Source organism: Bacteroides eggerthii, from assembly GCF_025146565.1.
Classification (GTDB): domain Bacteria; phylum Bacteroidota; class Bacteroidia; order Bacteroidales; family Bacteroidaceae; genus Bacteroides; species Bacteroides eggerthii.
In genome coordinates this window covers 3,559,358-3,584,701 of the sequence record NZ_CP102258.1, presented here as the reverse complement: position 1 = coordinate 3,584,701, position 25,344 = coordinate 3,559,358, and the positions used below count along the sequence as shown (strand labels likewise).

The following is a 25,344-nucleotide window of genomic DNA, read 5'->3' as shown; positions in this document are numbered from 1 at the left end:
AACCCAAATTATAACGATACAAATATTTTGCTATTTGTAACATATGTTGATACCTACGTTACATTTTCTAGTACATTTATTACATTATTAAACGGTAAGCGACTGCTCAACTACATCTTGTGCATTCGATTTTTCAGTGGGATGCCCTCCATTGTAAGTGCATCTCAATTTTCATATACTAACTTATCTCAGGGTTGTTATTGAGTGTCAGTCTCGCTTTTTCCCGTTTATTCCTGCATTTTCCCGGAACTGTCCCGATTATTTTCTCCACACATCCGGCAGCAGCTCCCTCAAGTCTCTGTCTGATTTGGGAGCCAGATAATAAGGGAGTCTGCCTATCACATCATTCAGCCACTCTCTGGGATTGACACCACGTTCCTTACATGAGCCAAGCAAGGAGCAGATTATAGCCATATTCTCAGCCGCCACTTTGTCTCTACAGAACAAACAGTGCTTACGGATTCAAGACTAGTGCTCCTTTTCTATTCTTAGCTACGTTATCCAAACCTGTTAAGCAATTGATAACCATTCTTGTGTAACCAGACAAAGTTCTACTCTATCACTACAGTTAAATGCATCATATCTATAAGTATGGCTGATTTGAAAAAAGTATGCCCTATCTATCACAGACAAAGCGTACCGACAGTAGTTTATAATTGAGTAGAGTATTTCAGTATGGCAAATATACGGATTTCAGACATAAGGGTCAAAAACAGATTGTCAAAGTCGATTACAGTACTGTCAGGATATCAATACCGAATTATCCGGTTTCTTCCACAAACTCTTTCAACCTGTACAAACCGATTATTGCTGTATTATAGAACGGATCCGGATAATGCAGGTTTATATCCCGGATACTTGACTTTACATATTCACGTACATCCGCAATATATTCAGAACCAAGATACGCCTCTTCCGGTAACTGTGCTGTCAACGCCCAACGGACAATGTCTTTCACCGATTCCTCATCAAACCGGTATATTTCCTTTTCTGTCATCCTTTCCAAATTTTGAAGCAAAGATACAATTTCTGAACTCACAATATATCGCCGCCGTACATTTTCCACACTGATATATTCTCCAGTACCAATGAAGAGTATGGAAATTGGGATAGTGTGGAAGATGAACCGGCGGTATGATATACAGTTTATTTCAGATTTTTGTTTTTGATCCGGATTTAATAGTTGAATCTTGTAGGGAAGTCGTGCCTGATTTAGAATTTAATTTTTAGTTGTATTCTTTTTATTATGAGGCCCTATCCTAATTGCAGAGTCAACCGTAGGCAGGTTATATAATAATTTATACTATACAACTATATCATAATAACCCACTCAGGCGGCGTGAGCCTACAACAAACGAAAGAAGAAAGATATACAATAATTTCATGCAACTTTTTTTCTTAAAATGGGAGATTTTACTTAAAAGGAATAGATTGCATAAGGAAAAATATTGATTGCGTTCCGTTTACTCTCCATAGGTCAGATTAAATACCGAAAATGTTGTATATGTAAAATCAATAATAGACTAATGAACTAGCATGACACAATTTATTTTACACTCCCCCCCAGCATTTGTACCTTATTTGCACAATTTTTTATAACACTTTTGTCTTACAGTTATGTATTACACTCTCACTACATTGGCTCCGCCTTACCCCTTTACTTATAATTTATAGATTTTTCCAAGGAGAAACGGAATTACTTTTTCTTCTTGCCTATCATTCCTAATATATAGAGTAATGGATTTTTGGTAATAAGAGGAGTTAATTGAATATCATATCATTTTCTTAAGTTATATTGTTCGGCAGCCATATCATTAAAATACATCATCCGTCCGACCAGTACTGAGGCAAAGCTATCATGGACTGAAATAACCGGAAAAAGATCAGCCCCCATAATACAGGTTAATCTTTCTTTTTTCCACTTCCTCAATATCAAGTTCTATGTTCTGTTCCCCAAGAGAAGATATTATATAAACCGTCTCTTCAGCAATCTCCTTGTCCATTTCTATCACAACACCTTCACCGACAGATACCTTACAAACACCTCCGGTAGCAGCAATCCTTTCAAGAATAACCTCGGGAAAAACTCTGTTCTGAATCCTTCCGGCTATCAACAATGAATTTCCGACAACCCTGTCAGAAACTATTATACTGTCAGCTCTCATCTTGAAAGCCGACATCAATTCATTCATATCTCCGACTGTAACCATAACGAGAGGCAAAGATATGGGTTTTTATGTTAACGGGGATGATCTTTCTGTTATTGTTCAACCGGTAAAGCTTCGTATCCATTCCGGAGTTTGGGAATTATAACATTAGGGTTGGTTCATTATCTTCTTTCTTCCCACCCTCAAGAGAGAAGGGGGAAAGCGGAAAGGGGAATCTCTAAAACCTATTTTTTTACTAATTTCTGGATAAGTAGAATTGAAAAAGTTATAAAAAATAGTACTTTCCACCCCCTTTTCCCCTCTATTTCCCCTTTTGAGGCAGGAAAAGAAACAAAATCTAAGCACAAAACCAAGCATCCAAACTATAATCTCTTTGACTTTTAGGGATAAGAAAGACATGAACCAACCCCTGACAACTATTATCAATCAACAAAATAATCTTAATCTCACAACCCAAATTCAGACAGCACCATAAAGACCGGAATAATAAAAAATCTCCAGTCGTTTTTCTTTTATCCCACCATTCACAGAACCGGATGAGATGATTGCCGGCAGAAAATGTATAAAATCATGCCGAGACTATTCATCCGGTTAAGAATATGGTGACCTACAAGTAAACGACACCTTCATTTGGTCAGGGGTTGGTCAGAGACATAAGTAATGAGTATGACATAACCGTAAGGATGTTATAAAAAAACTACAAAAACGTTATTCTTTAAGCATTTGTACCTGATTTGCAGACTTTTTTATAACACCTATGTCTTCCAGTTATGTATTACATTCCACTTACGTTTCATACTCCTATCTCCGACCAACCCGAAGAAAGGAAAAAAGAAACCAAGTATCACCTTAGTTTCTCTTCCTGATTTGGCTATAACAGATTGGGTTCTGTTTCCTCTCCGTTCTGGTAACAATAGATGTCCAGATTTTCAGTAGTCATCCACTGGCAATTATTAAGTTTGAATCCGTATTTTCCCTCGATGGTTGAAAGGAAAGATTCAAAGTCCTCGTAATTCTCCGATTCTCTCAGTTCTTCATCTGTCAGCTTTATGATATTCAGACAGCCGACACAAAAATCCAAAATCAATACATACTTAGGTTCCATAATCTCAATCTTCTTTTAAGTTATACCTTTTCAATAATATACTTACCTGTGATGCTCTGAATTGACATCCCTTGGAAGTTACAAATCCTTCACTGTTCAGGATTCTCGCCATTTCAGATAAGCTCCTGTCTTCTTTCACCAGATTTTTCAACAATGCCATCGCCCTCTTGTTGTTAGGATTGTCAAGAGCTTTCCGGTGATTGGTCTTATTGCTATTTTCTACCGCTTGATGCAGTCTGTTTAATAAGTTCTCGGATTTACCAAGCTTATATCCTCTTGATTTCTTGGCTTTCAGGGATTGTTTCGTTCTTTGGCTGATCAATCCCGCCTCATACTCTGCTATACTGCTGATGATATGTAGCACAAGTTTATTGGCCTCAGGAAAATCACAAAATACGATCTCGACATCACTCTCCAACAATTTACTGGTGAAAGCCACATTCCGACTTAATCTATCCAATTTTGCTACAATCAGGATAGAATTCGTTTTTCTGCATAACTCCAAAGCTTCAGCAAGTTTAGGTCTGTTGGATTTTCTCCCGCTTTCCGTTTCAATATATTCAGCAATCGTTTTTTTATCCTTCAGGTAATTCCGTATTATTTCTCTCTGTGCCTCTACCCCAAGTCCTGAGATTTCCTGTTTCATCGTGGACTGTCGTAGGTAGGCTACATAATTTTTCCGTATCATAATTAACACTTATTTAACGCTCTTCTCGGTTACTAAACGACCGTTCAATAACCTTTAAGCTGATTTATAAAAAAGGCTTTCCATGAGATTTCGAGTTCTTACAAAACCTACTCCCTCACAGAAAGCCTATTATCACATATTCCGATTTCTCAGAGAACCGCCGATATCTTATGTATCATATGTATCAGAAACTCTCTTCTCATACTCATCGGTTTTCTCCACTTTCGAGTCTATCAGATCTACAAGTCCGTCAAGGGCGACATTATTATAAATCCGGACTTCCTCAGGAGAACCATCCCTGTGGAAAGTTACGTCGAAATAATCCGTCCCTTCATTATAGACTATCACTACATTTCCGGTCAGAAGAAAACCCTGCACATGGAACTGCAAGCCCCTGTCTATCACTTTTATCGTATCAAGATCCACTCCCCAGGACATCAGTACGGGAGGTTTGGATTTCAGGATTGACCAGATATACTTAGCCAATTCCACATTATAATCTTTGTCTCTTTCCATGACTCTTTGTTTTTAAATCCATCATTCTTTTCTGCTTTTTTGTAAGGACTTCAAACCTATAGAAATCCTCGTCACAGTTCATACACTGGAATGCATAGCCTTTAATCCTTGATTTTAAAAGCATACGTCCGCATTTAGGACAGAATCTTCTCGTTTTCATATCCGCTGCCGTTTATCAGTTTGTATTCTTCATATTCCTTCCAAAGCATCCGGTAATCCCTGCATATCCTCTTGTAATCATCCGGTCTCAAGTGTGGAAAGTCTGTGGAATACATTTCATAAAGGTCTTCGGGAGTTAAAGTCGGATCATTGTTCAGTATATCATAAATCTCATCCTCGAACTCATAGGGGCTGAAATATGAATCACTTTGCGTATGGGGATAGGTGTTGGTACAGTCTTCTATGATATGCTCTACAAACAGCAGGCTTTTCATCAGGTCTTTCTTTACCGTTATCTCCTCATCGGTATGGGCATTGTAATAACCACATGAGACGTTGAGACAGGAAACTTCCAATCCTTTTTCTTTCAAGGTCAGAATATCGGTCATCAAGCCGTTCTCCTCCATGTAACCCCATTTCTCAGGTTCTATAGCTTCCATGAACCCTTCGGAACACAGGTCAGCATATCCGATACTTGTAATCAGATCCGAATTACCCTTTCTGTCAGGCTGGATAACGAATCTCACATCATCAAAGAAAGACATCACCGCTTCAGAACTTCCCCTGCATCCCGTTTCCTCCTCTCTAAAAAAGACTACTTTAATAGAATCATACTTCTTTAGGCATTCAAGGCAGATGAACACTCCGTTCTTGTCATCGGCTCCCAAATTCTCAAACCTTTTATGTTTGGGTGAATAACCGAATATGACTTCCCTTGTCTCTACCGCCTTGAAATCCTTTGAATGGTTGCAGTGTGATACCTGGTCGATATGGCTCACCAAACAGGGATAGGTCTCAGCTTTTCCCTTTATTACATACAGGTTCCCGAATTTATCCTTTGATACGGATATGTTTCCGGGGAGCTGTTTTATATAGGAGCATAGAAACGTCATCATCTTCTGCTCCTTTCCACTGGGGCTGTAAATACTATACAGCCTCTTCAACAGTTGTGTATTCATGACTCATCTCTTTTTTAAGTTTATAACCATACGGGAGATTGGTACTCGGATTTACTTCATCAAATACATCCTCACCAAACTCCCATGCGTCCTCATTCCCAATCAGACGATTCAAGGTATCTACATGGATTGATTTCTCTTCATAGATACTTTCCGATTCATTCCAGATATTGATCCGGGTTATATCATCAAGACTTTCATACCATTCATTGTCATATTCTGAATAATACCAGTTCTTCCGCTTGAATGTATCCTCGGTCTTCTCCATACACTCCTTACAGCAATAATGCTTTTCTGTCACCTCGGAGTATTCCGCATTATCTTTCAGCAGGTTCTCTCCACAATTGTCACAGCATACACAGTCATCCTTATGGTGGTATTCCTCTTTGGATGCTATCCATACAAAATCATCCAGGTTTTCGGAATCTACATTTATCTCATTTCCATGCAGGTAGCAGAGTGTGGTATCATCACAGTCGTATTGGTGATATTCATCCCATAGACTTTCATCCTCATCTTCATCAGTATCGCCATAAAGGTTCAGGTCTGTGGTGTCAAGGTTGTATGAGGTCTCGGGGTTCTCGTAGTTATAGGCTCTGCTGCGGCTGTAACTGTACCATTTGAAGGAATCCTGGTAGGAAAGCGTATCCGTCTCTTCCAGATTGCACTCTATCTCAAACTTCCTGTCGGATAATGAATTGCCGTTGATGTCAACAAAAGCGTCCGCCTGATGACAGGAAGCGCCAATCACCTTATAGCCGTCAATATAATCTTCCTGAATAAGTTTATCTACCAGCAGGCGTTTCAACACGTCATCGCTCTCTGAGGAATATTGCCTTTCGAGCAGCCTCCATTTCTTACCGTCCTGATCCGTAACATCGGTAAAAAGGATTGCCCTTGCCACAATCAGCCCTGTCTTATCCGTTATATAGGCCGCCTTGGCCTTCACTGAAGAATAATAGAATGAAGTACGGTCCTCATCCGTCATACATGAACCGAAGTTCCCCTTGCAATAGCTGCTGTCATAGATTCTCCAGAACTCATCGTTGACAAACAGCTCCATATCGGGAGTATATCCATAGGTATAAGTACACCATCTTTGGGCAAATACATCTCCTGCAATCCAGTTCACCACACAGGGTGAAAGCAGTTTCCCTATCTCTGTCTCAAGGATAAGCTCTCTCATGAACTTTCCGGCCCTCATCTTGAAAACCCGGTTACGTTCAACATTGATATAACGGATTGAATGTTTGTCAAGGTCCTCACACAGGCCTCTGAATTCATCGGTCTCATATTTGGAGGAATAGTATGTTTCACCTATCAGCTCCACTTTATGGGGCAGCTTTTCATCATCCTTTCCTGATTTGATAATGGCTTCAAATACCTTCTTTTGTAGATCAGCCATATTGTATATATGCAGCAGAGTATAGTCGTTATGTTCCTCGCAGTACTTCAGTAATGCAGGATTCTTAAGGTGGGCCAGCAATATCTTGTTCTTTCTTACCACTACACCGTTGTCTCTCTTTTCAAGGCCGAAATACGCCTTGAACCCTTCGTAGCCACAAAAATCATAGTATAACATAATCTTCTGAATTTTAAATTGTCAGTAAATAAAAAAGGAGGGATACTTCCTTTTAATCGGAAATATCCCTCCCCGGAATATTAATTTCGGTATGTCTCAACCGTTTCAGATGAATGGTATCCTTTTGTCCTCCAAGACTCCGGATTCCACTATCTTCTTACATATCTCATGGGAATACTTGTTTCTCAGGTCATATCCGTAACCTTCACTTCCCATGATCCTTATCACTTCAACCATACTTCTGAATAAAGTCTGTTGTAGGGTCCTGTGGAATGTAGTAACCGCCGAAGCGAACCTCTTGTTATTCCACCCGTAATCGTTCAGGGCATGTTCAAGTTCTTTTGCAGCCTTGAACTCCCTGCTGTTTTCCAATTCTTGTCTTTCCATAATGTCTTTCTGCTATTTTTTTCCTTGTTTTCCTGTCTCTTCATTTATTGACGCATTGAGTGAGTTATACACCCGGGCAAACTTCCTTCTCTGCTCTGTATCAGTAATGGAGCTTACAAACTTGTGCATCACCACTTTCTTCCTGTCATCCCATATGATACGTGCTTTATCCACACCTTCCACAAACATGATATGGGGATATCTGCCCCATTGTTTTAAAGTACCGTCACTGATAAGCTTTTGAATTTCTTCGGGCATTGAACTTCTGTTACGGTCAATACATCTTATTCTGCCTTCTTCCCGTTCAATCGCTGTCTGAGTCTTTTCAATCTCTTTCTGCATTCTAGAAAGAGTGTCATTCTGCCTGTCCCAACGCTTCATCGTTGAATATCCGTTTCTCTTGTCGTTAAGGGGTTGTCCATTGGCACTCTTCACATCGGAAAAGTGCTCATTCAGTTTTCTATTAAATTTAGCCTGCTTCTTTTCCAGGGAGGCTTTAAGTATATCCAATCTGCTCATGTTATTTATTTTTAAAAGGGTTCAACAAAAAAAGGGAGAAAGACCATGTTTGTTATTTCAGATCTTTCTCCCTTGTGAGTTAATTTATTTTCCGGTCTAACTCAGGAACCAGCCATAATTCTCAGTATCCTCACCGTTCAATGCTTTCTGGATACCAACCGCAAAATCAGTGCAGTTCTGGTTCCTCTCCAAGAATTTATCAATATAGGATTGTTTAGCCGCATCATTAAGGAGTTGCATCAAATCCCAGCAAGATATGTTTTCTCTGCCACGTAATCCGAAATTAGGATTATCCACGTAGTTTTTGGTTGCCGCATTGATATTTGAGTCACCTAAAATCACCTTTGGCAGTTCTCTAAGTTGTGATGCAGGCAAGACTTGGTACAATCTCAATCTGCCTATAATCTGACAGAACTGTTCTTGTGAAATCTTCGTTCTTCCCAGGTTTTCAAGTAGTCTCAAATTGTGTTCCGGGTTGAAGTCCTGGAATAACCGTAGCGCCGAATTGTAAATATCAGTGTCACTCATCACTTCCAGCCGTCCGGTCAGTCCGTCATTGGTCAGCATTAGATTTGAACATACACGCACACGCCAACCTATGAATATCTTGAATTTCTCAGGTGATTTTCGGTTGTATAGATTCTCCTCGTTTAAACTACGTACCCCACCTATGCAAAGATGTACTTCCTCTCCGTTCATCATTCTGCTCATTGTTCTGATATGAAAACAGAAAGCCATACGTTGATAATAGATGGTCTCGTCCTCAGGTTTAAGCTCCTCCTTCCTTTTGGTCAATGCACTTGGCACTCTGCCCAGGATTTTGTGGGACACTCTGATCTCTGTGTTTCCAATGTTCTCACCTGTAAAATAGCTCCTTGCAGCATCCTCGATCCGATGTATGAATGTCTGGTGGCTGATTGTTAGCTGGTTGTCACTGAAGCTGGGTACGATACAGTTCCTTTCAAGTTCTTCAAGCGTAATACCCGAAGTGTTACTTTCAATAAAATTTGGATGCTCCTCCTGTTCTTCCGATACGATTACTGCGTCTTCGATAAATTCAGGTTTAAGCATACCCATTCCGCCCATCATTCCGATTGTTCCTGGAATGACAGTAAGTTCATTAGTCATTGTTTCCATACTCTTGTTATTTTTTAGTCGGTTAATAAAATGCGATGAAAAAACAAAAAGCCAAGAGGTGTCATTTCTTTGCTTTTATGAATATACCTCTTAGCTTTTTTATCCCTTTGAGTATTGAAGTTGCTACCTCCAATACGGTTATTATTACGTCTTGTGTTTTATCATAATCCATTCACAGACGTACTATCAGTTTTCAGTCGCAGCATCAACGGCCTTGACTTCACCCGTGGCAATCTTCTTTTTTCCGAATTTGCCACTATACTTTTCTGCAAGCTCTATTACTACTGAACCTGCCACGATAATCTCGGCCACATAAGCTGCGACCTTCAATCCTTTAATTAAATTTCCCATGTCTCTTAATTGTTTTAAATTGTTAGTTATTATTTCTATTCTCTGTTTCTCTTATATACTTTTCTCATATATAAGGCTTTGAGGGGCGATCAAGAAAAGGGGAGAAGAAAAAAATAAACCGGTCTTTCGACTGGTTGTGATAGTTGAACCGTTGTAAACAGCTCCTCGCATTTACTTGGCCTATCATGCGGCATACATTCTTTCGTGGGGAACTTTATGTCTTGTCCACATACTGGAATTGCTACGCATCATCGAATCTCCATCTTATCCATCGTCTGAAAATAAGCGTGACCCGGTAATTGTTTTTATCATTAATGCTTGAAGCTGCGCACCTTGTCATTAATGGTGCTGTATTATACTCCAAGCTATTTCGTCATATATAAGGGTTTGAAGGGATTGGAGAGGAGAGAATTTATAAAAAAAAAGCAATCCCTAATTCTAAAATTATAGAGATTACTTTTTTGAAATAAATAGCAAGAATCTTAGAGCCTGTTTAAATTTTCAAGTTTGATATTGAAAGAGTGTTTCTTCTTTCCTCGAAAATGATTATTTTTAAGTTACCACACTTGAAATAATTTTATGTATTCGACGGATTTAGAAGAAACACAGTGGCAAGTTATCAAGAAAATCTTGAACCTGCAAGAAAGAAAACGAAAATATAATTTGCGTGAGATATGGAATTCCATCTTCTATCTCGTGAAAACGGGTTGCCAATGGCGTATGCTCCCCTCCCATTTTGCCCCTTGGGAACTGGTTTATTACTATTATCGCAAATGGTCTTCCATGGGTGAATTTGACTTGTTGCTGAATAATTTACGTGAGAAAGTCCGTGTCAAGCAAGGTCAAAAAGCCGAAGCGAGCGTGGGTATTATGGACAGTCAAAGCGTCCGCTGGGGTGATAACCGTTCTCTCAATGGCATTGACGGCAATAAGAAGGTGAAGGGCATTAAGCGTCATGTTGTCGTGGACAAGAACGGTTTCCTGATAGCTGTCATGGTAACAATAGCTTGCGTACATGACGGAAAGGCCGCTTACCTGTTGGCCAGATGTTTGAAGGAGCTTTGTTGCAATATCAAAGTTATCTTGGCGGATGCCGGATATAGGGGAGAAGTGGCTGCCAAAATTAAAAAAGTTTTCGGATATGCGCTTGAAGTCATTGTAAGCGGAAACAAGTCAAACGGCTTTAAACCAATAGGAAAGAGATGGATTGTGGAAAGAACTTTCTCATGGTTTGATAATTATAGGAGGCTCTGCCGAAACTACGAATTTACGTTCGATTCGGCAGAGGAGATGGTGAAACTTGCTGCAATAAGAATGTTGCTGAACAAAATTTAAACAGGCTCTTAGCATTGTTGCTTATTCTCTTCTTTTTCGATGACTTTTAGAACTCGATCTATTTCATTAAGAGAGGACTGTATATCCGGATCAATCCAATTTAGAATTTGAATGATTGTCTGATATGTTTCTTTTGTATATGAAAAGTCCAGTTTTCTATCCACAAAGCAAATGGATTCATTATGATTTATACGGTTTCTAAAATCACGGATTTTGTTCAAGGCTTCATATACTTCTTTTCTTCCGTAGCCACTAGGTAATTTTTGAAATGCTTGAATAGGGCTACCTTTCAGTATTTTATAATGAATCAAATCAAAGAAACTAATCCAAAAGCCTAAAGTCTGTTCAGCTATTATTCGTCCGGCAGTAATATTCACACTCTTATTTTTTAGTTTCTGTTCCGCTTTTGATACTTCACGAAACAAGTAATCATTTGTGATAACTACTCCTGTACGCTTGTTCTTCTTAATGAGTAAAGGACTTTTCATAAATCCGTTTTGCTGGTTTATAATCCAATTCCCGTCATTGAAGTGTTTTGCCAGTTCACTATGCAACCTGTTTCTAAGAATAACTTCCAAAATACCTAAAAGTGGATGAAATGCTTGTGCAATCTTAAGATTCCCATAATATAGCATCATAGCCTTAGCCTTACTATGTCCGGTTGCTTTATAGTATTTGGATATTCTTGAATATGAATAGTATCTAACGAACTTTTTATATTTCATATTTGCTGTTCAATTAAAAATCACTATCTTTGTACCGTGATGCTCAGTAAAGCCTCTGACTATCAAAGTTACGTAACTGAGTTTTAAGGTATAACCCATTCCGTCAAGGAGTGGGTTTTTCTTTACTACAAAGATAAGGAATTATTGTCAAAATTTCAGGGATAGACGTAACTATTTTATAATAACATTTCCATTAGGTGTTACTGTTACCAATATATAGGCTTCTTTAGCTGATTTTCCTGCATACTTATAAATATTATGCGAGTATTGGCAGTTCAAACCTAGTTTTTGTAGGGTAGTAATAGCAATTTTAAGCGCATTGAGTTTTGGATCTAATAAGACAGTAGCATGCAAAATTTCTATAAGTCTTGCTTTCAATTCTTCGGGGGTATTTTCAAAGGATTTCAATATTTGTTGCTTATACTGTTCTACGCGGTTTATATCCTCTAGATATTTATTTATCTCTGCGGTTTTCTCTAAAACGAGTATATCCACTTTGTTTTGATGAAGGGCTTTCAGTGAAAACAAGTCTTTTGTTCTGAATATTAGTTGTAGTAATTCATCCATATCCATGTTTGTTGTTTGGGTAGGAGAAACTTGTTGGGGTTGATCGATATTGCTTTCTTCATCACATAGTTGTACTATTTCGTTTGGACGGTTTGCAAGCGAATCTTTATATATATCTATATATTTATTGGTAGCTTTATCGTAGCCTCCTATTGTTTTTATGGTTTGTCCCGTAAACTTGCTTATGTGTTCATAATTCCATCCACGTGCAACCAGTAGAGATATAAAGGTTCTTCTACCAGTGTGGGTGGCAATACATTCATGGCGTGAACGCTTTATTTCTCTAGGCTCGGATTCACCCTGATAATGAAAAGATTGTAATTCTTCTCCTTTAATACCTGCTTCTAAAGCAATTCTTTTGATGTTTTTATTAATCATATCTTTTGTTATAGAAGGAAGTTTGCAGTGGTATTTATCTATCAATATCTCCTTTGCTATTTTAAAAATGATTCCTACTTCTACTTTTTTATTTGGTGTTTTCTTGGGTGCAATGGTGATATAGTATTTGCCGCCAATTTCTTCTACTCGTTCATCTAGCCGTAATGTATCAGTAATACGATGCCCAAATGTACATTCAAGTAAGAAAATATCACGCACTTCTTCATCACGTTTGCAAGTGGGTTTATAATTGTATAGAAGCATAACTTCATCATTCCTTAATGCTATATGGTTGGGTGAGGATTTATCATTGAATAGTTTTATTTTGAGAGAATTTATTTCTGCTTCCGCAAGGTACTTATTTGCTCTAGCACAAAGTATAATGGCGGATTTTGCATATTTCAAGATTGAATTGATGGTCGGTATAGCATAGGATTGTCCTTCACCATACGTATAATTGTCATGGACATAGTATGCAAAAGATGTGAGAAATTCAGTGGTGAAATATTTGAAGTTATCCACTTTTGTATTCTCTTCTTCTTCAAGATAGGAGAGGTAGAATTTGAGTGCAGGAAGTCCTTTTTTAATATAATTGTCAGACGTTCCTTTGGCGATTGTTGTGTCGTTATAAACAGCATTGTGGATCACTTTAACAATATCATCGAACTTGCTCAGTTCTTCCTTTCCTTTTGTCTTTTTTTTAGCCATATCGTTGAATTCGTTTTGAAGCAGTTGAACTAAATCTACATTATTACATTCAATATTACAAAGATATAGCTTAAACTTGGCAAAACGTTCCTTTATTTCTTCTATTTTTTGGTTTACTATTGAATTGTTCAAGTTATCTGCATTAGTTAGAATAGGACTAATGTAGGCTTTCTGTAGTGATTGATTCCATTGTTGGGGATATACTTTGGTGTGAGTAGTAAACTTATACAGTTTACCTTTGAACCGCACCATAAATGCTAGTGGTGACGGTTGCTTATTCTTGGCATTAGTTAGGAAAAATCTGCCGCGCAATTCGATAGGAAAAATCTGTTGTTTCATCAGTGTCGAAACTATACCTGATTTTCAGCGGCTTAATGAAAATCGAAGGTAACAAAAAACGGTAACAAAAAACGGTAACACACTCTCTAAAATACTATTTTGGGGGTTGTTGTACGCCAAGTTACCTAAAAAAAGAAAGCCGCTAACTAATTGATAGTTAACGGCTTCTTGGTGGAGCGTATCGGACTCGAACCGATCACCTCGACACTGCCAGTGTCGCGCTCTAGCCAGATGAGCTAACGCCCCCGTTGCTAACGTTTGCGGAACCCTCCGCATTTTGATGGTGCAAATATAATGCATTATTCTGAAATAATTGCTATGTTTGCGAAACAAAATGAAAAAAGAAATTATGTTGATATATAATACGACCTATCACGTGGAAGAGGGACAGGAAAAATTCTTCCTTGCCTGGATGCAGGAGTTTTACCTTCCCGAAGTAGAAAAACATGGTACGCTGTATGCCCCGCGCATAGCACGCATACTGAGTCATATTGAGGAAGGAAGTATCTGTTACTCTGTACAGTTTGAAGTTGAGAACTCTGCCAAGCTGCATCACTGGCATCAGGAGCAGGGCGTAAAGCTGAATGAGGAATTACTGAGAATCTTTAATGATAAAGTAATCGGTTTTCCGACGTTGATGGAGGTGATAGTGTGATACAGCCGGTAAAGGAAAAAATCATTTTGGGCATTGACCCCGGTACCACTATTATGGGGTATGGAGTGCTGCGTGTGGCGGGAGTAAAGCCTGAGATGATTGCTATGGGCATCATAGACCTTCGTAAGTTCGGTGACCACTATCTGAAACTTCGCCATATCCACGAAAGGGTGTTGAGTATCATTGAAAGTTACCTGCCGGATGAACTTGCTATTGAAGCGCCTTTTTTTGGTAAGAATGTGCAATCGATGTTGAAGTTGGGACGCGCTCAGGGAGTAGCTATGGCTGCGGCTTTGAGTCGTGACATTCCGATAACAGAGTATGCTCCGTTGAAGATAAAAATGGCGATAACAGGAAACGGTCAGGCATCCAAAGAACAAGTGGCGGATATGCTGCAACGCATGCTTCATTTTCCAAAAGAAGAAATGCCGGTATTTCTGGATGCCACCGACGGACTTGCCGCCGCTTACTGTCATTTTCTGCAAATGGGGCGTCCTGCAGCAGAGAAAGGTTACCACAGTTGGAAGGACTTTGTGGCCAAGAATCCCGGTAAAGTGAAACGATAACCTCACCTTAATATTTTGTACTTTAATACTTAGAAATACTGCCATGAAACTAAACGATCTTGTCATTATCGGAGTAGCTGCGACAACAGTTGTCAGTTGCGCCCCCTCGAAGAAAGAATACACCTCCTATGAGCTTTATCCTGTTCGTACGGGCAGCCTGACGGAAATGAAATATAGTCCGGACGCCACGCAGTTTACGCTTTGGTCGCCTACGGCGGACGAAGTGCGCCTGATGCTGTACGATGCGGGAGACGGCGGGCATGCTTATGAAACAGTGGCCATGTCGCCGGCTGAAAACGGAACGTGGACGGCTAAGGTAGAGCAGGACTTGAAAGGCAAGTTCTATACTTTCAATGTGAAAATCGACGGTAAGTGGCTGGGTGATACACCAGGCATCAATGCGCATGCAGTAGGTGTGAACGGAAAGCGTGCCGCCATTATCGATATGCGTGAAACCGATCCGGAAGGCTGGGAGGAGGATCAGCGTCCGCCATTGGCGTCGCCTGCGGATGTGATTATCTATGAGGTGCATCATCGTGATTTTTCGGTAGATCCGTCGTCGGGCATTAAAAATAAAGGTAAGTTCCTTGCCATGACGGAAACGGGAACGGTCAGTCCCGATAAACTGGCAACCGGTATCGACCACTTGAAGGAACTGGGAGTGACACACGTACATATCTTGCCCTCCTATGACTATGCCTCAGTGGACGAAACCAAGTTGGACGAGAATAAATACAACTGGGGCTACGATCCACAGAATTATAACGTACCCGACGGGTCGTACTCTACCGATCCTTACAAACCGGATGTGCGTATCCGCGAATTCAAACAAATGGTGCAGGCTTTGCATAAAGCAGGCATTCGCGTTGTGCTGGATGTGGTGTATAATCATACTTTCAACACCTCTGAGAGTAATTTTGAGCGTACTGTTCCCGGATATTTCTATCGCCAGAAGCCGGACGGCGGTTTTGCGGATGCTTCTGCTTGCGGCAATGAAACGGCAAGTGACCGTCCTATGATGCGTAAATATATGATAGAGTCTGTCTTGCATTGGATAAATGAGTACCATATCGACGGTTTCCGCTTCGATCTAATGGGTATTCATGACATTGAAACCATGAATGAGATACGCAAGGCGGCAACGGCGGCCGATCCTACTATCTTTATTTATGGAGAGGGCTGGGCAGCGTCGGCTCCTCAGTTGCCACAGGACTCACTGGCAATGAAGGCCAATACTTATAAGATGCCGGGTATTGCCGCGTTCTCCGACGAGATGCGCGACGCATTGCGCGGCCCGTTCAACGATAATCATCAGGGAGCATTCCTTGCTGGACTGCCGGGAGGGGAAGAAAGCATTAAATTCGGTATTGTCGGCGCTATCAAGCATCCGCAAGTCGACAACGGACAGGTGAATTACAGCAAGGCTCCTTGGGCGGAACAACCCACGCAGATGATCAGCTATGTGTCTTGTCACGATGATATGTGTTTGGTGGACAGGCTGAAAGCCAGCCTTCCTGGTATTACTCCCGAAGAACTGGCCCGGTTGGACAAGCTGGCGCAGACGGCGGTGTTCACTTCGCAGGGCGTACCCTTTATTTATGCCGGCGAGGAAGTGATGCGCGATAAGAAGGGGATACATAACAGCTACCAAAGCCCTGACTCTATCAATGCTATCGACTGGAGACGTAAAACGGAACATGCCGATGTGTTCGCTTATTATAAAGGATTGATTCAGTTGCGTAAGAACCATCCGGCTTTTCGCTTGGGAGATGCCGACTTGGTTCGCAGACATCTGGAGTTCCTGCCGGTTGAGGGCAGCAACGTGGTGGCCTATCACTTGAAGGAAAATGCAGGTGGAGACGCGTGGGGAGATATTTATGTGATATTGAACTCACGTAAAGAGATAGCCAAAGTGCCGGTGCCCGAAGGCAGATATACGGTAGTCTGCAAAGACGGGTTCATCAGTGAGCAGGGCTTGGGGACGATATACGGACCGGAAGTATTTGTTCCGGCACAGTCGGCGCTGATTTTTTATAAATAAGGAAGCCGGAGAACGGAATATACCCCTAACTTTCATTTCTTACATCTGGACAGATAAAATTCCCTTCAGGAGATATGGCTCTTCTTTAGGGCGTACTGATTGTTGCTTCAGTGTACGCTGATTCTTTCTTCAGCGCATACCTGACTGTTTCTTCAGAGTATATTTTTGTTTGCTTAGTTTAAACTCCAAGTTTATCCCTAATAAACTTGGAGTTTATTCCTAATAAACCGGTAGTTTAATGGGGATAAACTGACGCTGTACTTCGTGTGGAAAATCTGCTTATAGTTTGTTCATCCGTACGGAAGTCGCCACATCCGAAGAAGACAAAATAAAAAGTGTACAATCCCGCTTCGGTTAATAAAAAAACTGTTTATCTTTGCCCCGTTTAAAACCCAACCCATCGTCAGGATGCAACAACACACCTTACATATAGCGGGAGGCGTAGCCCGCAACCCGCTTGTCCGTTTATCAAACCCTGTCACGCTCGACTTTCTCGACGGAGAACACATCGCTATTGTAGGCCCTAACGGAGCCGGAAAAAGCCTGCTGGTAGACTTGCTTACGGGCAAATACCCTTTGCGTGATGGCGTGCTGACTTATGATTTCCGCCCTTCCGCTACGCAAACCGCTTACGACAACATTAAGTACATCGCCTTTCGCGACACCTACGGTTCAGCCGATGCCAATTACTACTATCAGCAACGTTGGAACGCCCACGATCAGGAAGATGCCCCGCTGGTGCGCGAATTATTGGGCGAGGTGAAAGATGAAGCCCTCAGGCAACAGCTATTCGGACTTTTCCGTATCGAACCGATGCTCGATAAGAAAATCATTCTCCTTTCCAGCGGCGAACTTCGTAAGTTTCAGTTGACGAAGACGTTGCTTACAGCTCCGCGTATTCTCATCATGGACAATCCTTTCATCGGGTTGGATGCTGCAACCCGCGAGTTGTTGTTTAATGTTTTGGAAAAGCTGGCCCAACTTGCTTCCCTGCAAATCGTGCTGGTTCTTTCTATGTTGGACGATGTGCCGTCTTTTATCACTCATGTGGTTCCCGTTGAAAATGGGGTGGTGGGAGAGAAAATGGAACGTGCCGCCTATTTGCGGACTTTTCGTGAACGGGATGCTATTCGTGTTGAGGCAGATGCCGCTTCTTTCGGTGAATTGCAGCAGCGTATAATGGACCTTCCGTATGAAAATACGAATTTTACCTCAGACGAAGTGGTCCGTCTGAACAAGGTCAGCATCCGTTATGATGACCGTACGATTCTGAAGGAATTGGACTGGACGGTGATGCGCGGGCAGAAGTGGGCATTGAGTGGTGAGAACGGTGCGGGAAAATCCACTTTACTCAGTCTGGTGTGTGCAGACAATCCTCAATCTTACGCCTGCGACATCAGCCTGTTTGGGCGTAAGCGCGGTACAGGCGAGAGCATTTGGGAAATAAAAAAACATATAGGCTACGTCAGCCCGGAGATGCACCGGGCCTATCTGAAGAACCTGCCGGCTATTGAAATCGTTGCTTCCGGACTACATGACAGTATCGGTTTGTACAAGCGTCCGCATGCCGGACAAATGGCTGTGTGTGAGTGGTGGATGGATGTTTTTGGCGTAGCCGGATTGAAGGATAAACCTTTCCTGCAACTCTCCAGCGCCGAACAGCGTCTTGCGTTGTTGGCACGCGCTTTCGTGAAAGATCCCGAACTGCTGATTCTTGACGAACCGTTGCATGGACTGGATACCTACAATCGCCGCCGAGTAAAGAAGATCATAGAGGCTTTCTGCGCCCGCCGGGATAAAACAATGATTATGGTAACCCATTATGAGAATGAACTTCCCGCTACGATCAGCGACCGCCTGTACCTGAAACGCAACCGGTAAAAAAGTCATATCTGCTTATCTTTCACGCATTTCTTAACCAATATTGGCGAGAAATAGAATAAAATAGTTTATTTTTGCCGAATATATTTGTATTAAGACAAGACTTCGATGAAAGAAAGACTGATAGGATTCCTCAAGACATATTTTTTGTTTGTCTGCATATTTATGTTGCAGAAGCCGTTGTTTATGTTCTTCTACCAAACCTTGTACGAGGGCGCCTCGTGGACGGAATGGTTTCGTGTGATTTGGCATGGGTTGCCGCTGGACTTATCCCTTGCAGGATATCTGACGGCTGTTCCCGGATTACTTTTTATAGGTTCTGCATGGGGGTTGTCCAATCTTCTTCGCCGTATATGGTGCGGCTATTTTATTTTTGTTTCTGTCTTACTCTCTGTCATATTCACCGTCGATTTGGGATTGTATGAATATTGGGGCTTCCGGCTGGATGCTACCCCTTTGTTCTACTTCTTTTCCTCTCCCAAAGATGCGGTGGCGAGTGTCAGCGTCTGGATGGTGGTCGGAGGGATTCTTGCAATGGGCGTCTATGCGGCGGTTTTATATGGAATATTCCATCGGCTGCTGTTGCGGAAAGCCGTTTTCGGACGGATGAAGGTACCTTACCGGCGTTTGAGAGTATCGGGTGTCCTGTTACTGCTGACCGGGTTGCTGTTCATTCCGATTCGTGGCGGGTTTACGGTATCTACCATGAATACGGGAAAGGTGTATTTCAGCACGAACCAGCGTCTGAACCATGCTGCCATAAATCCGGCTTTCAGTCTGATGGAGTCTCTTTCCAAACAAAAGGATTTCGGAAAGCAGTATCGCTTTATGGAAGCTGCTGCCGCAGATCGCATTTTCTCCGGTTTAGTGGATCCTGCCGTTTTAAGAAAAGATTCTGCACCGGCCGACTCTTTACGGCAAACCCCGGACTCCCTGCACTCATTGTTTACGACACAGCGCCCCGATGTGCTTTTGGTAATATTGGAAAGCTTTTCATCTCGATTGATGACTGCATTGGGAGGAGAGCCGGATGTAGCTGTGCAGTTGGATAGTCTGGCGCAGGAAGGAGTGCTTTTTACCAATTTCTATGCAAACAGCTTCCGCACCGATCGCGGACTGGTCGCCATCTTGAGTGGCTACCCGGCGCAACCCACCACCAGTATCATGAAGTATCCGCGTAAGACGCAGTCTATGCCTGCCATTGCCGGTAGCTTGAAGAAAGCCGGTTACGAGACGAAATACTACTATGGCGGCGACGCGGACTTCACCAATATGCGCTCTTACCTGATGTCGTCCGGCTTTGAGGATATTGTTGCCGACCAGGACTTTCCGGTGTCGGAACGTTTGAGCAAGTGGGGAGTGCACGATCACCTTGTGTTCCGCCGCTTACTGGATGATTTGCGGATGGAAGCAACGGATAGCACTCAGGCAGAGAAGCATGCACCGCATTTTCGCGTGTTGCAGACTTCCAGCAGCCATGAGCCGTTTGAGGTTCCTTACAGCCGTTTGGAGAACAAGCGCCTGAACGCTTTTGCATATACGGACAGTTGTGTCGGTGATTTTGTAAAGCAATTCCGAGAACTTCCGCAGTGGAAAAATACAGTGATTGTGTTTGTACCCGATCATTTGGGATCTTATCCCGAACATATCGGCAATCTTGAAATAGCCCGTTACCAGATTCCTCTGTTGATGGTGGGCGGGGCAGTATGCGAGCCGGGACGTGTGGATGTTTACGGTTCACAGCAGGATATTGCCGCTACCTTATTGGCGCAACTGTCATTGCCGCATGGTGAGTTTACGTTCAGTAAAGATATGCTCAATCCTGATTCTCCTCATTTCGCTTTTTTCACTGTGCCTGACGCTTTCGGTTTTGTGACGCCTGACAATCAATTGATATTTAATAATGAAGCGAATGGTATTGCTGTGGATGAAGGACCGGAGAAAGGACAAAACCTGCTGCGGGGACAAGCTTATTTGCAGAAATTGTATGACGATATAGCCAAAAGATAGGATGATATTAGCAGATGTTTTATCGGGGTTGGTGGAAATGGATACCGACCTGTTGCTCGCAATCAACGGAGCACGTGCGGAGTGGGCGGACTTTTTCATGTATGCCTTTAGTGGAAAATGGATCTGGGTGCCGCTGTACGCAGCAATTCTCTATGTGATAGTACGTAATTTGCATTGGAAAGTTGCCATAGGCTGTGCCGTAGCTATTGCGCTGACCATTACTTTTGCCGATCAGATAGGGGCGACTGTTATCCGGCCGTTGGTGTGCCGCCTTCGTCCGGCCAATCTGGAGAATCCTGTTTCGGAATTTGTGCATATCGTGAACGGTTATAGGGGTGGGAGATATGGCTTCCCTTCCTGCCATGCCGCCAATACATTCGGACTGGCTTTCTTCTTGTTTTATCTGTTCCGCAACCGGGCCTTGAACTGGTTCATTATGATATGGGCTCTGCTGACGTGTTATTCCCGTTCTTATTTGGGAGTACACTATCCGGGGGACTTGCTGGCAGGTGCTTTGGTGGGCTTTGCTGGGGCGTCTCTCTGCTATTGGCTTTTCAGCCGGTTGTGCAAGTATGAGCGGAAAGAAGATTATAAGCATATTTATGTTCCCATTTGGGTTGGGGGAGCTACGGTGCTCGGTATACTGGCCTATGCGCTGATACGCACCTTGTTGTAGCGTCTTTCTTGTTGCCTTTTTCCGTAAACGAGGATTGATAAACATCTTTCTTCCTCATTTGTTATCTGTATTGATAAACTAATAAAACAGATACTTATGATGAGCTTAGGAAGCTGGATGAACGAAATCCTCATTGATTGGGGAATAGACCCGAAACTTGCGAATATGTTTGACGAAACTATTATAGCCGTATTGATGATAGGTGTGTCAATAGGGCTGGATTACCTGTGTCAGGCTATATTTGTGGGAGGAATGAGGCGTTATACGAAACGTGCGCCCCATCAGTGGAATACACTCCTGATGAAACGTAAGGTGGTGCATCATCTTATTCATGTCTTGCCAGGCATATTGGTCTATTTTTTATTGCCCTTGGCATTTGTACGGGGAAAGGAAATCTTGGACTTCTCACAGAAAATATGTGCGGTATATATCATTGCTGCAATTCTGTTTACCATCAACGGCTTGCTGCTGGTGATGCTGGATGTGTATAATGCAAAGGACAAGCAGAAGAGCCGTCCTATGAAAGGCTTTGTGCAGGTTCTTCAGGTACTGTTGTTTTTTATCGGCGGGATTATTATAATTGCCGTACTCTTGGATAAGTCTCCGATGACATTGTTTGCTGGTTTGGGGGCATCGGCGGCTGTGCTGATGTTGGTGTTCAAAGACAGTATTCTTGGATTTGTGGCGGGCGTGCAACTCTCTGCCAATGACATGCTGCGTATTGGCGACTGGATATCCCTGCCCAACGATACCGCCAATGGAACAGTGGAGGAGATCACGCTGAATACGGTGAAGATACGTAATTGGGATAATACAATCTCAACAGTACCTCCTTATACATTAGTGAACAATTCTTTTCAGAACTGGCGCGGAATGCAGGAGAGCGGCGGGCGTCGTGTGAATAAGAACATTTATCTGGATATGACTACCCTTAAGTTCTGCACTCCCGACATGCTGGATGTCATTCGTAAGGATGTTCCTCTGATGGCGGATTATCAGCCGGCAGAAGGAGAAGTGCCCACCAATGCCCAGCTTTATCGTATCTATATTGAACGCTATCTGCGCAGCCTTCCGGTGGTGAATCAGGATTTGGATTTAATTATCAGCCAGAAAGAACCTACAACTTATGGAGTCCCTGTTCAGGTCTATTTCTTTTCGCGTAATAAGGTGTGGAAAGAATATGAACGTATTCAGTCCGACATATTCGATCATTTGTTGGTCATGGTCGGCAAGTTCGATTTGAAACTGTATCAGTATTCCGACTAATATAGTAACCTGAATTCTGCCCATACGGGAAGGTGGTCGCTGTATCCCGCCTGGTATTTCATGCCATAGTAGGTACGGAAAGGTTGATTGTCTCCGTATTTCTTGTCTTCGGTCAGAAGAAAGGGAGCATGGAAAACATCGGCTTTGTCTTCTGCGGTATATAGAGGGGAAGTTGCCGTTAGCAGATTGCCCGAAAGGATGATATGGTCGAGCAACCCCCATTCTCCCTGATATTTGTAGCTTCCGAAATGCTTGTTTGCAGCGCTTTTCCTTGCCAAAAGGTGATAAAGCATTTGAGATTTCAGTGAGTCTGTTTCTGCGGGTGGTATTCCGGCTTTTAGTATCTTTTGCACAGACTTGTTGCCGGGATAGTCGTTGAAATCGCCCATGATGATAATTTGAGGATGGGTGCGGACATGAAACAGACTGTCTGTTGCATTTTTCAATCTTTGTGCTGCCAGCAGGCGATAAGGTTCGGATGCTTTTGCTCCGCCGGAACGGGATGGGAAATGGGCGACGAATACATCTAAAGTGTCGCGGTTCAAAAGTAAGCCGCTTACATGAAGTATGTCGCGTGTAGGACGGCTGCTTTTGTGAAGTCCGGTTACCGGAAGGCTTTGGCTGGAAAGTAGTTTGAATATTCCTCTTTGATAAAGTAATGCCACATCAATGCCCCGTTCATCGGGGGAATGGGTAATGACATAACGGTAGCCGGCCTCCCGCAGGATGGAGTAACGGGTGAGGTCATGCAGTACACTGTCATTCTCTACTTCGCAGAGCGCCACTAATGCAGGTGGTGTCCATTTACCTACGGCAATGATGACACGTGCAATGGCATCTAATTTTTTCTTGTATTTAAAATAATTCCAGTGACGGACGGCATCCGGTAGGAACTCGTAATCGTTTTTCAGAGTATCATGGCGGCAATCAAACAAATTCTCTACGTTGTAGCCCATGATGCGAAAAGTGAGTGTGTCTTTCTTTATTTGTCCGTATAGCGGAGCAGATGATAAGAAAGCGAGAAAGACCAAAGCGGCTACAGGAATAAAAAGAAGCGGAGCACTTCTTCTGTCACTCCGCATCTTTTCTTTATATTCCGTTGTTGGTATGTCCATTAATGTTTGGCAGGGATATGCTTCAATATATCCAGCAGATGATCCCAGAATTTCTGTACGGTGGGGATAAGCATCCGTTCATCGGGAGAGTGTACTCCTTGTAAAGTCGGACCAAAGGAAATCATATCCAAAGAGGGATATTTGTCGAGGAATAATCCACATTCCAATCCGGCGTGGATAGCCTTGATTTGGGCATCTACACCGAACAGGCGTTTGTATGATTCCGCTGCCACTTCCAGAATTTCCGAGTGAGGATTGGGCTTCCAGCCCGGATAGCCGTCGCCGAAAGAAACGTTGGCCCCTGCCATTTCGAATACGGTACGTACCATAGTGGCGATGTCTTGTTTGGAAGATTCGGTAGAACTGCGTTGGCTTGTCTCAATACGGATAATATTACCCGGTTTCATCTTTACGGATGCCAAGTTGGTGGATGTTTCTACCAGGCCCGGAATATCCTGGCTCATAGCATATACTCCATGAGGAACGGCATAAAGAGCTTGCAGCAGATGGTTGGCAGTGTCTTTGTCAATGGCTTTTGTACGGTGGGATTCTGACTCAAGTGTGAACTGTAAATCAGGATCGGCTACTGCATACTCTGCTTCTGCTTCCGCAGCAAATATGTTTAGGTCAGTGCGCAGCGCGTGTTTGTCGGCTTCGGGGATGGCTATAACAGCATGTGCCTCGCGTGCAATGGCGTTACGCAGGTTACCTCCGTCTATCTCGCAGAGATATGCATCGTATTTTTTGAAAGTCCGGTTCAGGAAGCGGTTCAATAACTTGTTGGCATTGCCGCGTCCTAAATGAATATCACCACCGGAATGTCCGCCTTTAAGTCCTTTTACCTGTACCTTGCAGAAGAAATATCCGGAAGGTACATCCACTTCCCGATAAGTAAACTCGGCCACAGAGTCTATGCCACCGGCACAGCCGATGAAAAGCTCTCCTTCGTCTTCGGAATCGAGGTTCAGGAGAATATCGCCACTCATAAAACCTTCTTGCAAGGCAAAAGCACCGGTCAGTCCGGTTTCCTCATCGACAGTGAACAGACATTCGATGGGGCCATGTTCAATGCTGTCGTCGGCAAGAATAGCCAGTTCGGTTGCTACACCGATACCGTTATCGGCTCCCAGCGTGGTCCCTTTGGCTTTCAGCCATTCGCCGTCTATTTCTGTTTCAATAGGGTCGGTGAGGAAGTCATGTTCGACATCGTTGTTTTTTTCGCATACCATGTCCACATGAGATTGCAGTACGACGGTCTTTCGGTTCTCCATACCCGGTGTAGCCGGTTTCTTAATCAGTACGTTTCCGGCTTCATCTACCTTTGTTTCCAACTTATGTTTCTCTCCGAATGCTTTTAGAAAAGCGATAATCTTTTCTTCCTTTTTGGAAGGACGCGGAACTTGGCATATTTCCTCAAAATAGTGGAATACGCCGGCCGGTTTCAAGTCTTTTTTTTCCATATCTTATAGTTTATAGCAGGTTAGGATACCCTTGATGTGTATTCTAATCTT

The 25,344-nt window shown here is 42.6% G+C and carries 23 protein-coding genes, 1 tRNA gene and 1 pseudogene; 8 read left to right on the top strand and 17 right to left on the bottom strand.

What is annotated here, in order from left to right:
* Positions 1-258: 258 nt before the first annotated feature.
* The 12 genes and pseudogenes from NQ546_RS14815 to NQ546_RS14760 all read right to left on the bottom strand — a co-directional run.
* Positions 259-459 (bottom strand): annotated as a pseudogene (locus tag NQ546_RS14815) (transposase domain-containing protein); the annotation flags it as partial.
* Between the two features lie 301 nt (positions 460-760).
* A complete protein-coding gene (locus NQ546_RS14810; protein ID WP_004290267.1) occupies positions 761-997 on the bottom strand; it encodes a DUF6965 family protein in 237 nt (78 codons plus the stop codon).
* Positions 998-1,883: 886 nt separating this feature from the next.
* Positions 1,884-2,192: a hypothetical protein gene (locus NQ546_RS14805; RefSeq protein WP_147293906.1), complete on the bottom strand. Its 309-nt coding sequence runs from the start codon at positions 2,190-2,192 to the stop codon at positions 1,884-1,886.
* Between the two features lie 847 nt (positions 2,193-3,039).
* Positions 3,040-3,273, bottom strand: a complete 234-nt coding sequence (locus NQ546_RS14800) for a hypothetical protein (RefSeq protein WP_021940840.1) — start codon at positions 3,271-3,273, stop codon at positions 3,040-3,042.
* A gap of 4 nt (positions 3,274-3,277) precedes the next feature.
* Positions 3,278-3,961, bottom strand: coding sequence for a recombinase family protein (locus NQ546_RS14795; RefSeq protein WP_021940841.1), 684 nt, complete (start codon positions 3,959-3,961; stop codon positions 3,278-3,280).
* A 168-nt stretch (positions 3,962-4,129) separates the two neighbouring features.
* On the bottom strand, positions 4,130-4,477 hold the full coding sequence (locus NQ546_RS14790; protein WP_004290270.1) for a hypothetical protein: 348 nt from the start codon (positions 4,475-4,477) through the stop codon (positions 4,130-4,132).
* A 134-nt stretch (positions 4,478-4,611) separates the two neighbouring features.
* Positions 4,612-5,595, bottom strand: coding sequence for a zinc-binding metallopeptidase family protein (locus tag NQ546_RS14785; RefSeq protein WP_004290272.1), 984 nt, complete (start codon positions 5,593-5,595; stop codon positions 4,612-4,614).
* Positions 5,564-7,177, bottom strand: a complete 1,614-nt coding sequence (locus NQ546_RS14780; protein WP_004290273.1) for a hypothetical protein — start codon at positions 7,175-7,177, stop codon at positions 5,564-5,566. The genes NQ546_RS14785 and NQ546_RS14780 overlap by 32 nt, the downstream gene beginning before the upstream one ends.
* A gap of 105 nt (positions 7,178-7,282) precedes the next feature.
* Positions 7,283-7,564, bottom strand: a complete 282-nt coding sequence (locus NQ546_RS14775) for a hypothetical protein (protein ID WP_004290274.1) — start codon at positions 7,562-7,564, stop codon at positions 7,283-7,285.
* A 12-nt stretch (positions 7,565-7,576) separates the two neighbouring features.
* Positions 7,577-8,083, bottom strand: a complete 507-nt coding sequence (locus NQ546_RS14770; RefSeq protein ID WP_004290275.1) for a hypothetical protein — start codon at positions 8,081-8,083, stop codon at positions 7,577-7,579.
* Between the two features lie 96 nt (positions 8,084-8,179).
* Positions 8,180-9,220 carry a DUF3871 family protein gene (locus NQ546_RS14765; RefSeq protein ID WP_004295426.1) on the bottom strand — a complete coding sequence of 347 codons (1,041 nt, stop codon included), beginning with the start codon at positions 9,218-9,220 and terminating at the stop codon, positions 8,180-8,182.
* 186 nt (positions 9,221-9,406) lie between these two features.
* On the bottom strand, positions 9,407-9,571 hold the full coding sequence (locus NQ546_RS14760; RefSeq protein ID WP_004292428.1) for a hypothetical protein: 165 nt from the start codon (positions 9,569-9,571) through the stop codon (positions 9,407-9,409).
* Between the two features lie 579 nt (positions 9,572-10,150).
* Between NQ546_RS14760 and NQ546_RS14755 the strand changes: the two genes are divergently transcribed.
* Positions 10,151-10,906, top strand: a complete 756-nt coding sequence (locus tag NQ546_RS14755; protein WP_004292393.1) for an IS5 family transposase — start codon at positions 10,151-10,153, stop codon at positions 10,904-10,906.
* An 8-nt stretch (positions 10,907-10,914) separates the two neighbouring features.
* Here NQ546_RS14755 and NQ546_RS14750 read toward each other — a convergent pair whose 3' ends face one another.
* The 3 genes from NQ546_RS14750 to NQ546_RS14740 all read right to left on the bottom strand — a co-directional run bounded on the left by NQ546_RS14750 (position 10,915) and on the right by NQ546_RS14740 (position 13,869).
* Positions 10,915-11,631, bottom strand: a complete 717-nt coding sequence (locus tag NQ546_RS14750; RefSeq protein ID WP_004290277.1) for an Abi family protein — start codon at positions 11,629-11,631, stop codon at positions 10,915-10,917.
* 171 nt (positions 11,632-11,802) lie between these two features.
* The gene (locus NQ546_RS14745) at positions 11,803-13,623 is read right to left on the bottom strand and encodes a site-specific integrase (protein ID WP_004290278.1); all 1,821 of its coding nucleotides are present in this window, start codon (positions 13,621-13,623) and stop codon (positions 11,803-11,805) included.
* A gap of 169 nt (positions 13,624-13,792) precedes the next feature.
* Positions 13,793-13,869 (bottom strand) — tRNA-Ala (locus tag NQ546_RS14740).
* 103 nt (positions 13,870-13,972) lie between these two features.
* Here NQ546_RS14740 and NQ546_RS14735 point away from each other — a divergent pair.
* From NQ546_RS14735 to NQ546_RS14705, 7 genes are all read left to right on the top strand, one after another.
* Complete coding sequence (locus tag NQ546_RS14735) at positions 13,973-14,278, top strand: DUF4286 family protein (RefSeq protein WP_004292534.1); 306 nt, start codon at positions 13,973-13,975, stop codon at positions 14,276-14,278.
* Positions 14,275-14,844, top strand: a complete 570-nt coding sequence (gene ruvC / locus NQ546_RS14730; protein ID WP_004290280.1) for a crossover junction endodeoxyribonuclease RuvC — start codon at positions 14,275-14,277, stop codon at positions 14,842-14,844. The genes NQ546_RS14735 and ruvC overlap by 4 nt, the downstream gene beginning before the upstream one ends.
* A 43-nt stretch (positions 14,845-14,887) precedes the next feature.
* Positions 14,888-16,885, top strand: a complete 1,998-nt coding sequence (gene pulA / locus NQ546_RS14725; RefSeq protein WP_004290281.1) for a type I pullulanase — start codon at positions 14,888-14,890, stop codon at positions 16,883-16,885.
* A gap of 408 nt (positions 16,886-17,293) precedes the next feature.
* On the top strand, positions 17,294-18,766 hold the full coding sequence (locus NQ546_RS14720; RefSeq protein ID WP_004290282.1) for an ATP-binding cassette domain-containing protein: 1,473 nt from the start codon (positions 17,294-17,296) through the stop codon (positions 18,764-18,766).
* Positions 18,767-18,874: 108 nt separating this feature from the next.
* Positions 18,875-20,776: an LTA synthase family protein gene (locus NQ546_RS14715; RefSeq protein WP_004290283.1), complete on the top strand. Its 1,902-nt coding sequence runs from the start codon at positions 18,875-18,877 to the stop codon at positions 20,774-20,776.
* A 1-nt stretch (position 20,777) separates the two neighbouring features.
* Positions 20,778-21,452 (top strand): phosphatase PAP2 family protein, encoded by a 675-nt coding sequence (locus NQ546_RS14710; protein ID WP_004290284.1) that lies wholly within the window; start codon positions 20,778-20,780, stop codon positions 21,450-21,452.
* Positions 21,453-21,548: 96 nt separating this feature from the next.
* Positions 21,549-22,718: a mechanosensitive ion channel family protein gene (locus NQ546_RS14705; RefSeq protein WP_004290285.1), complete on the top strand. Its 1,170-nt coding sequence runs from the start codon at positions 21,549-21,551 to the stop codon at positions 22,716-22,718.
* Here NQ546_RS14705 and NQ546_RS14700 read toward each other — a convergent pair.
* A complete protein-coding gene (locus tag NQ546_RS14700) occupies positions 22,715-23,833 on the bottom strand; it encodes an endonuclease/exonuclease/phosphatase family protein (protein ID WP_004290286.1) in 1,119 nt (372 codons plus the stop codon). The genes NQ546_RS14705 and NQ546_RS14700 overlap by 4 nt on opposite strands.
* The gene (locus NQ546_RS14695; protein ID WP_004290287.1) at positions 23,833-25,293 is read right to left on the bottom strand and encodes an aminoacyl-histidine dipeptidase; all 1,461 of its coding nucleotides are present in this window, start codon (positions 25,291-25,293) and stop codon (positions 23,833-23,835) included. Before NQ546_RS14695 ends, NQ546_RS14700 begins: the two co-directional genes overlap by 1 nt.
* Positions 25,294-25,344: the final 51 nt, after the last annotated feature.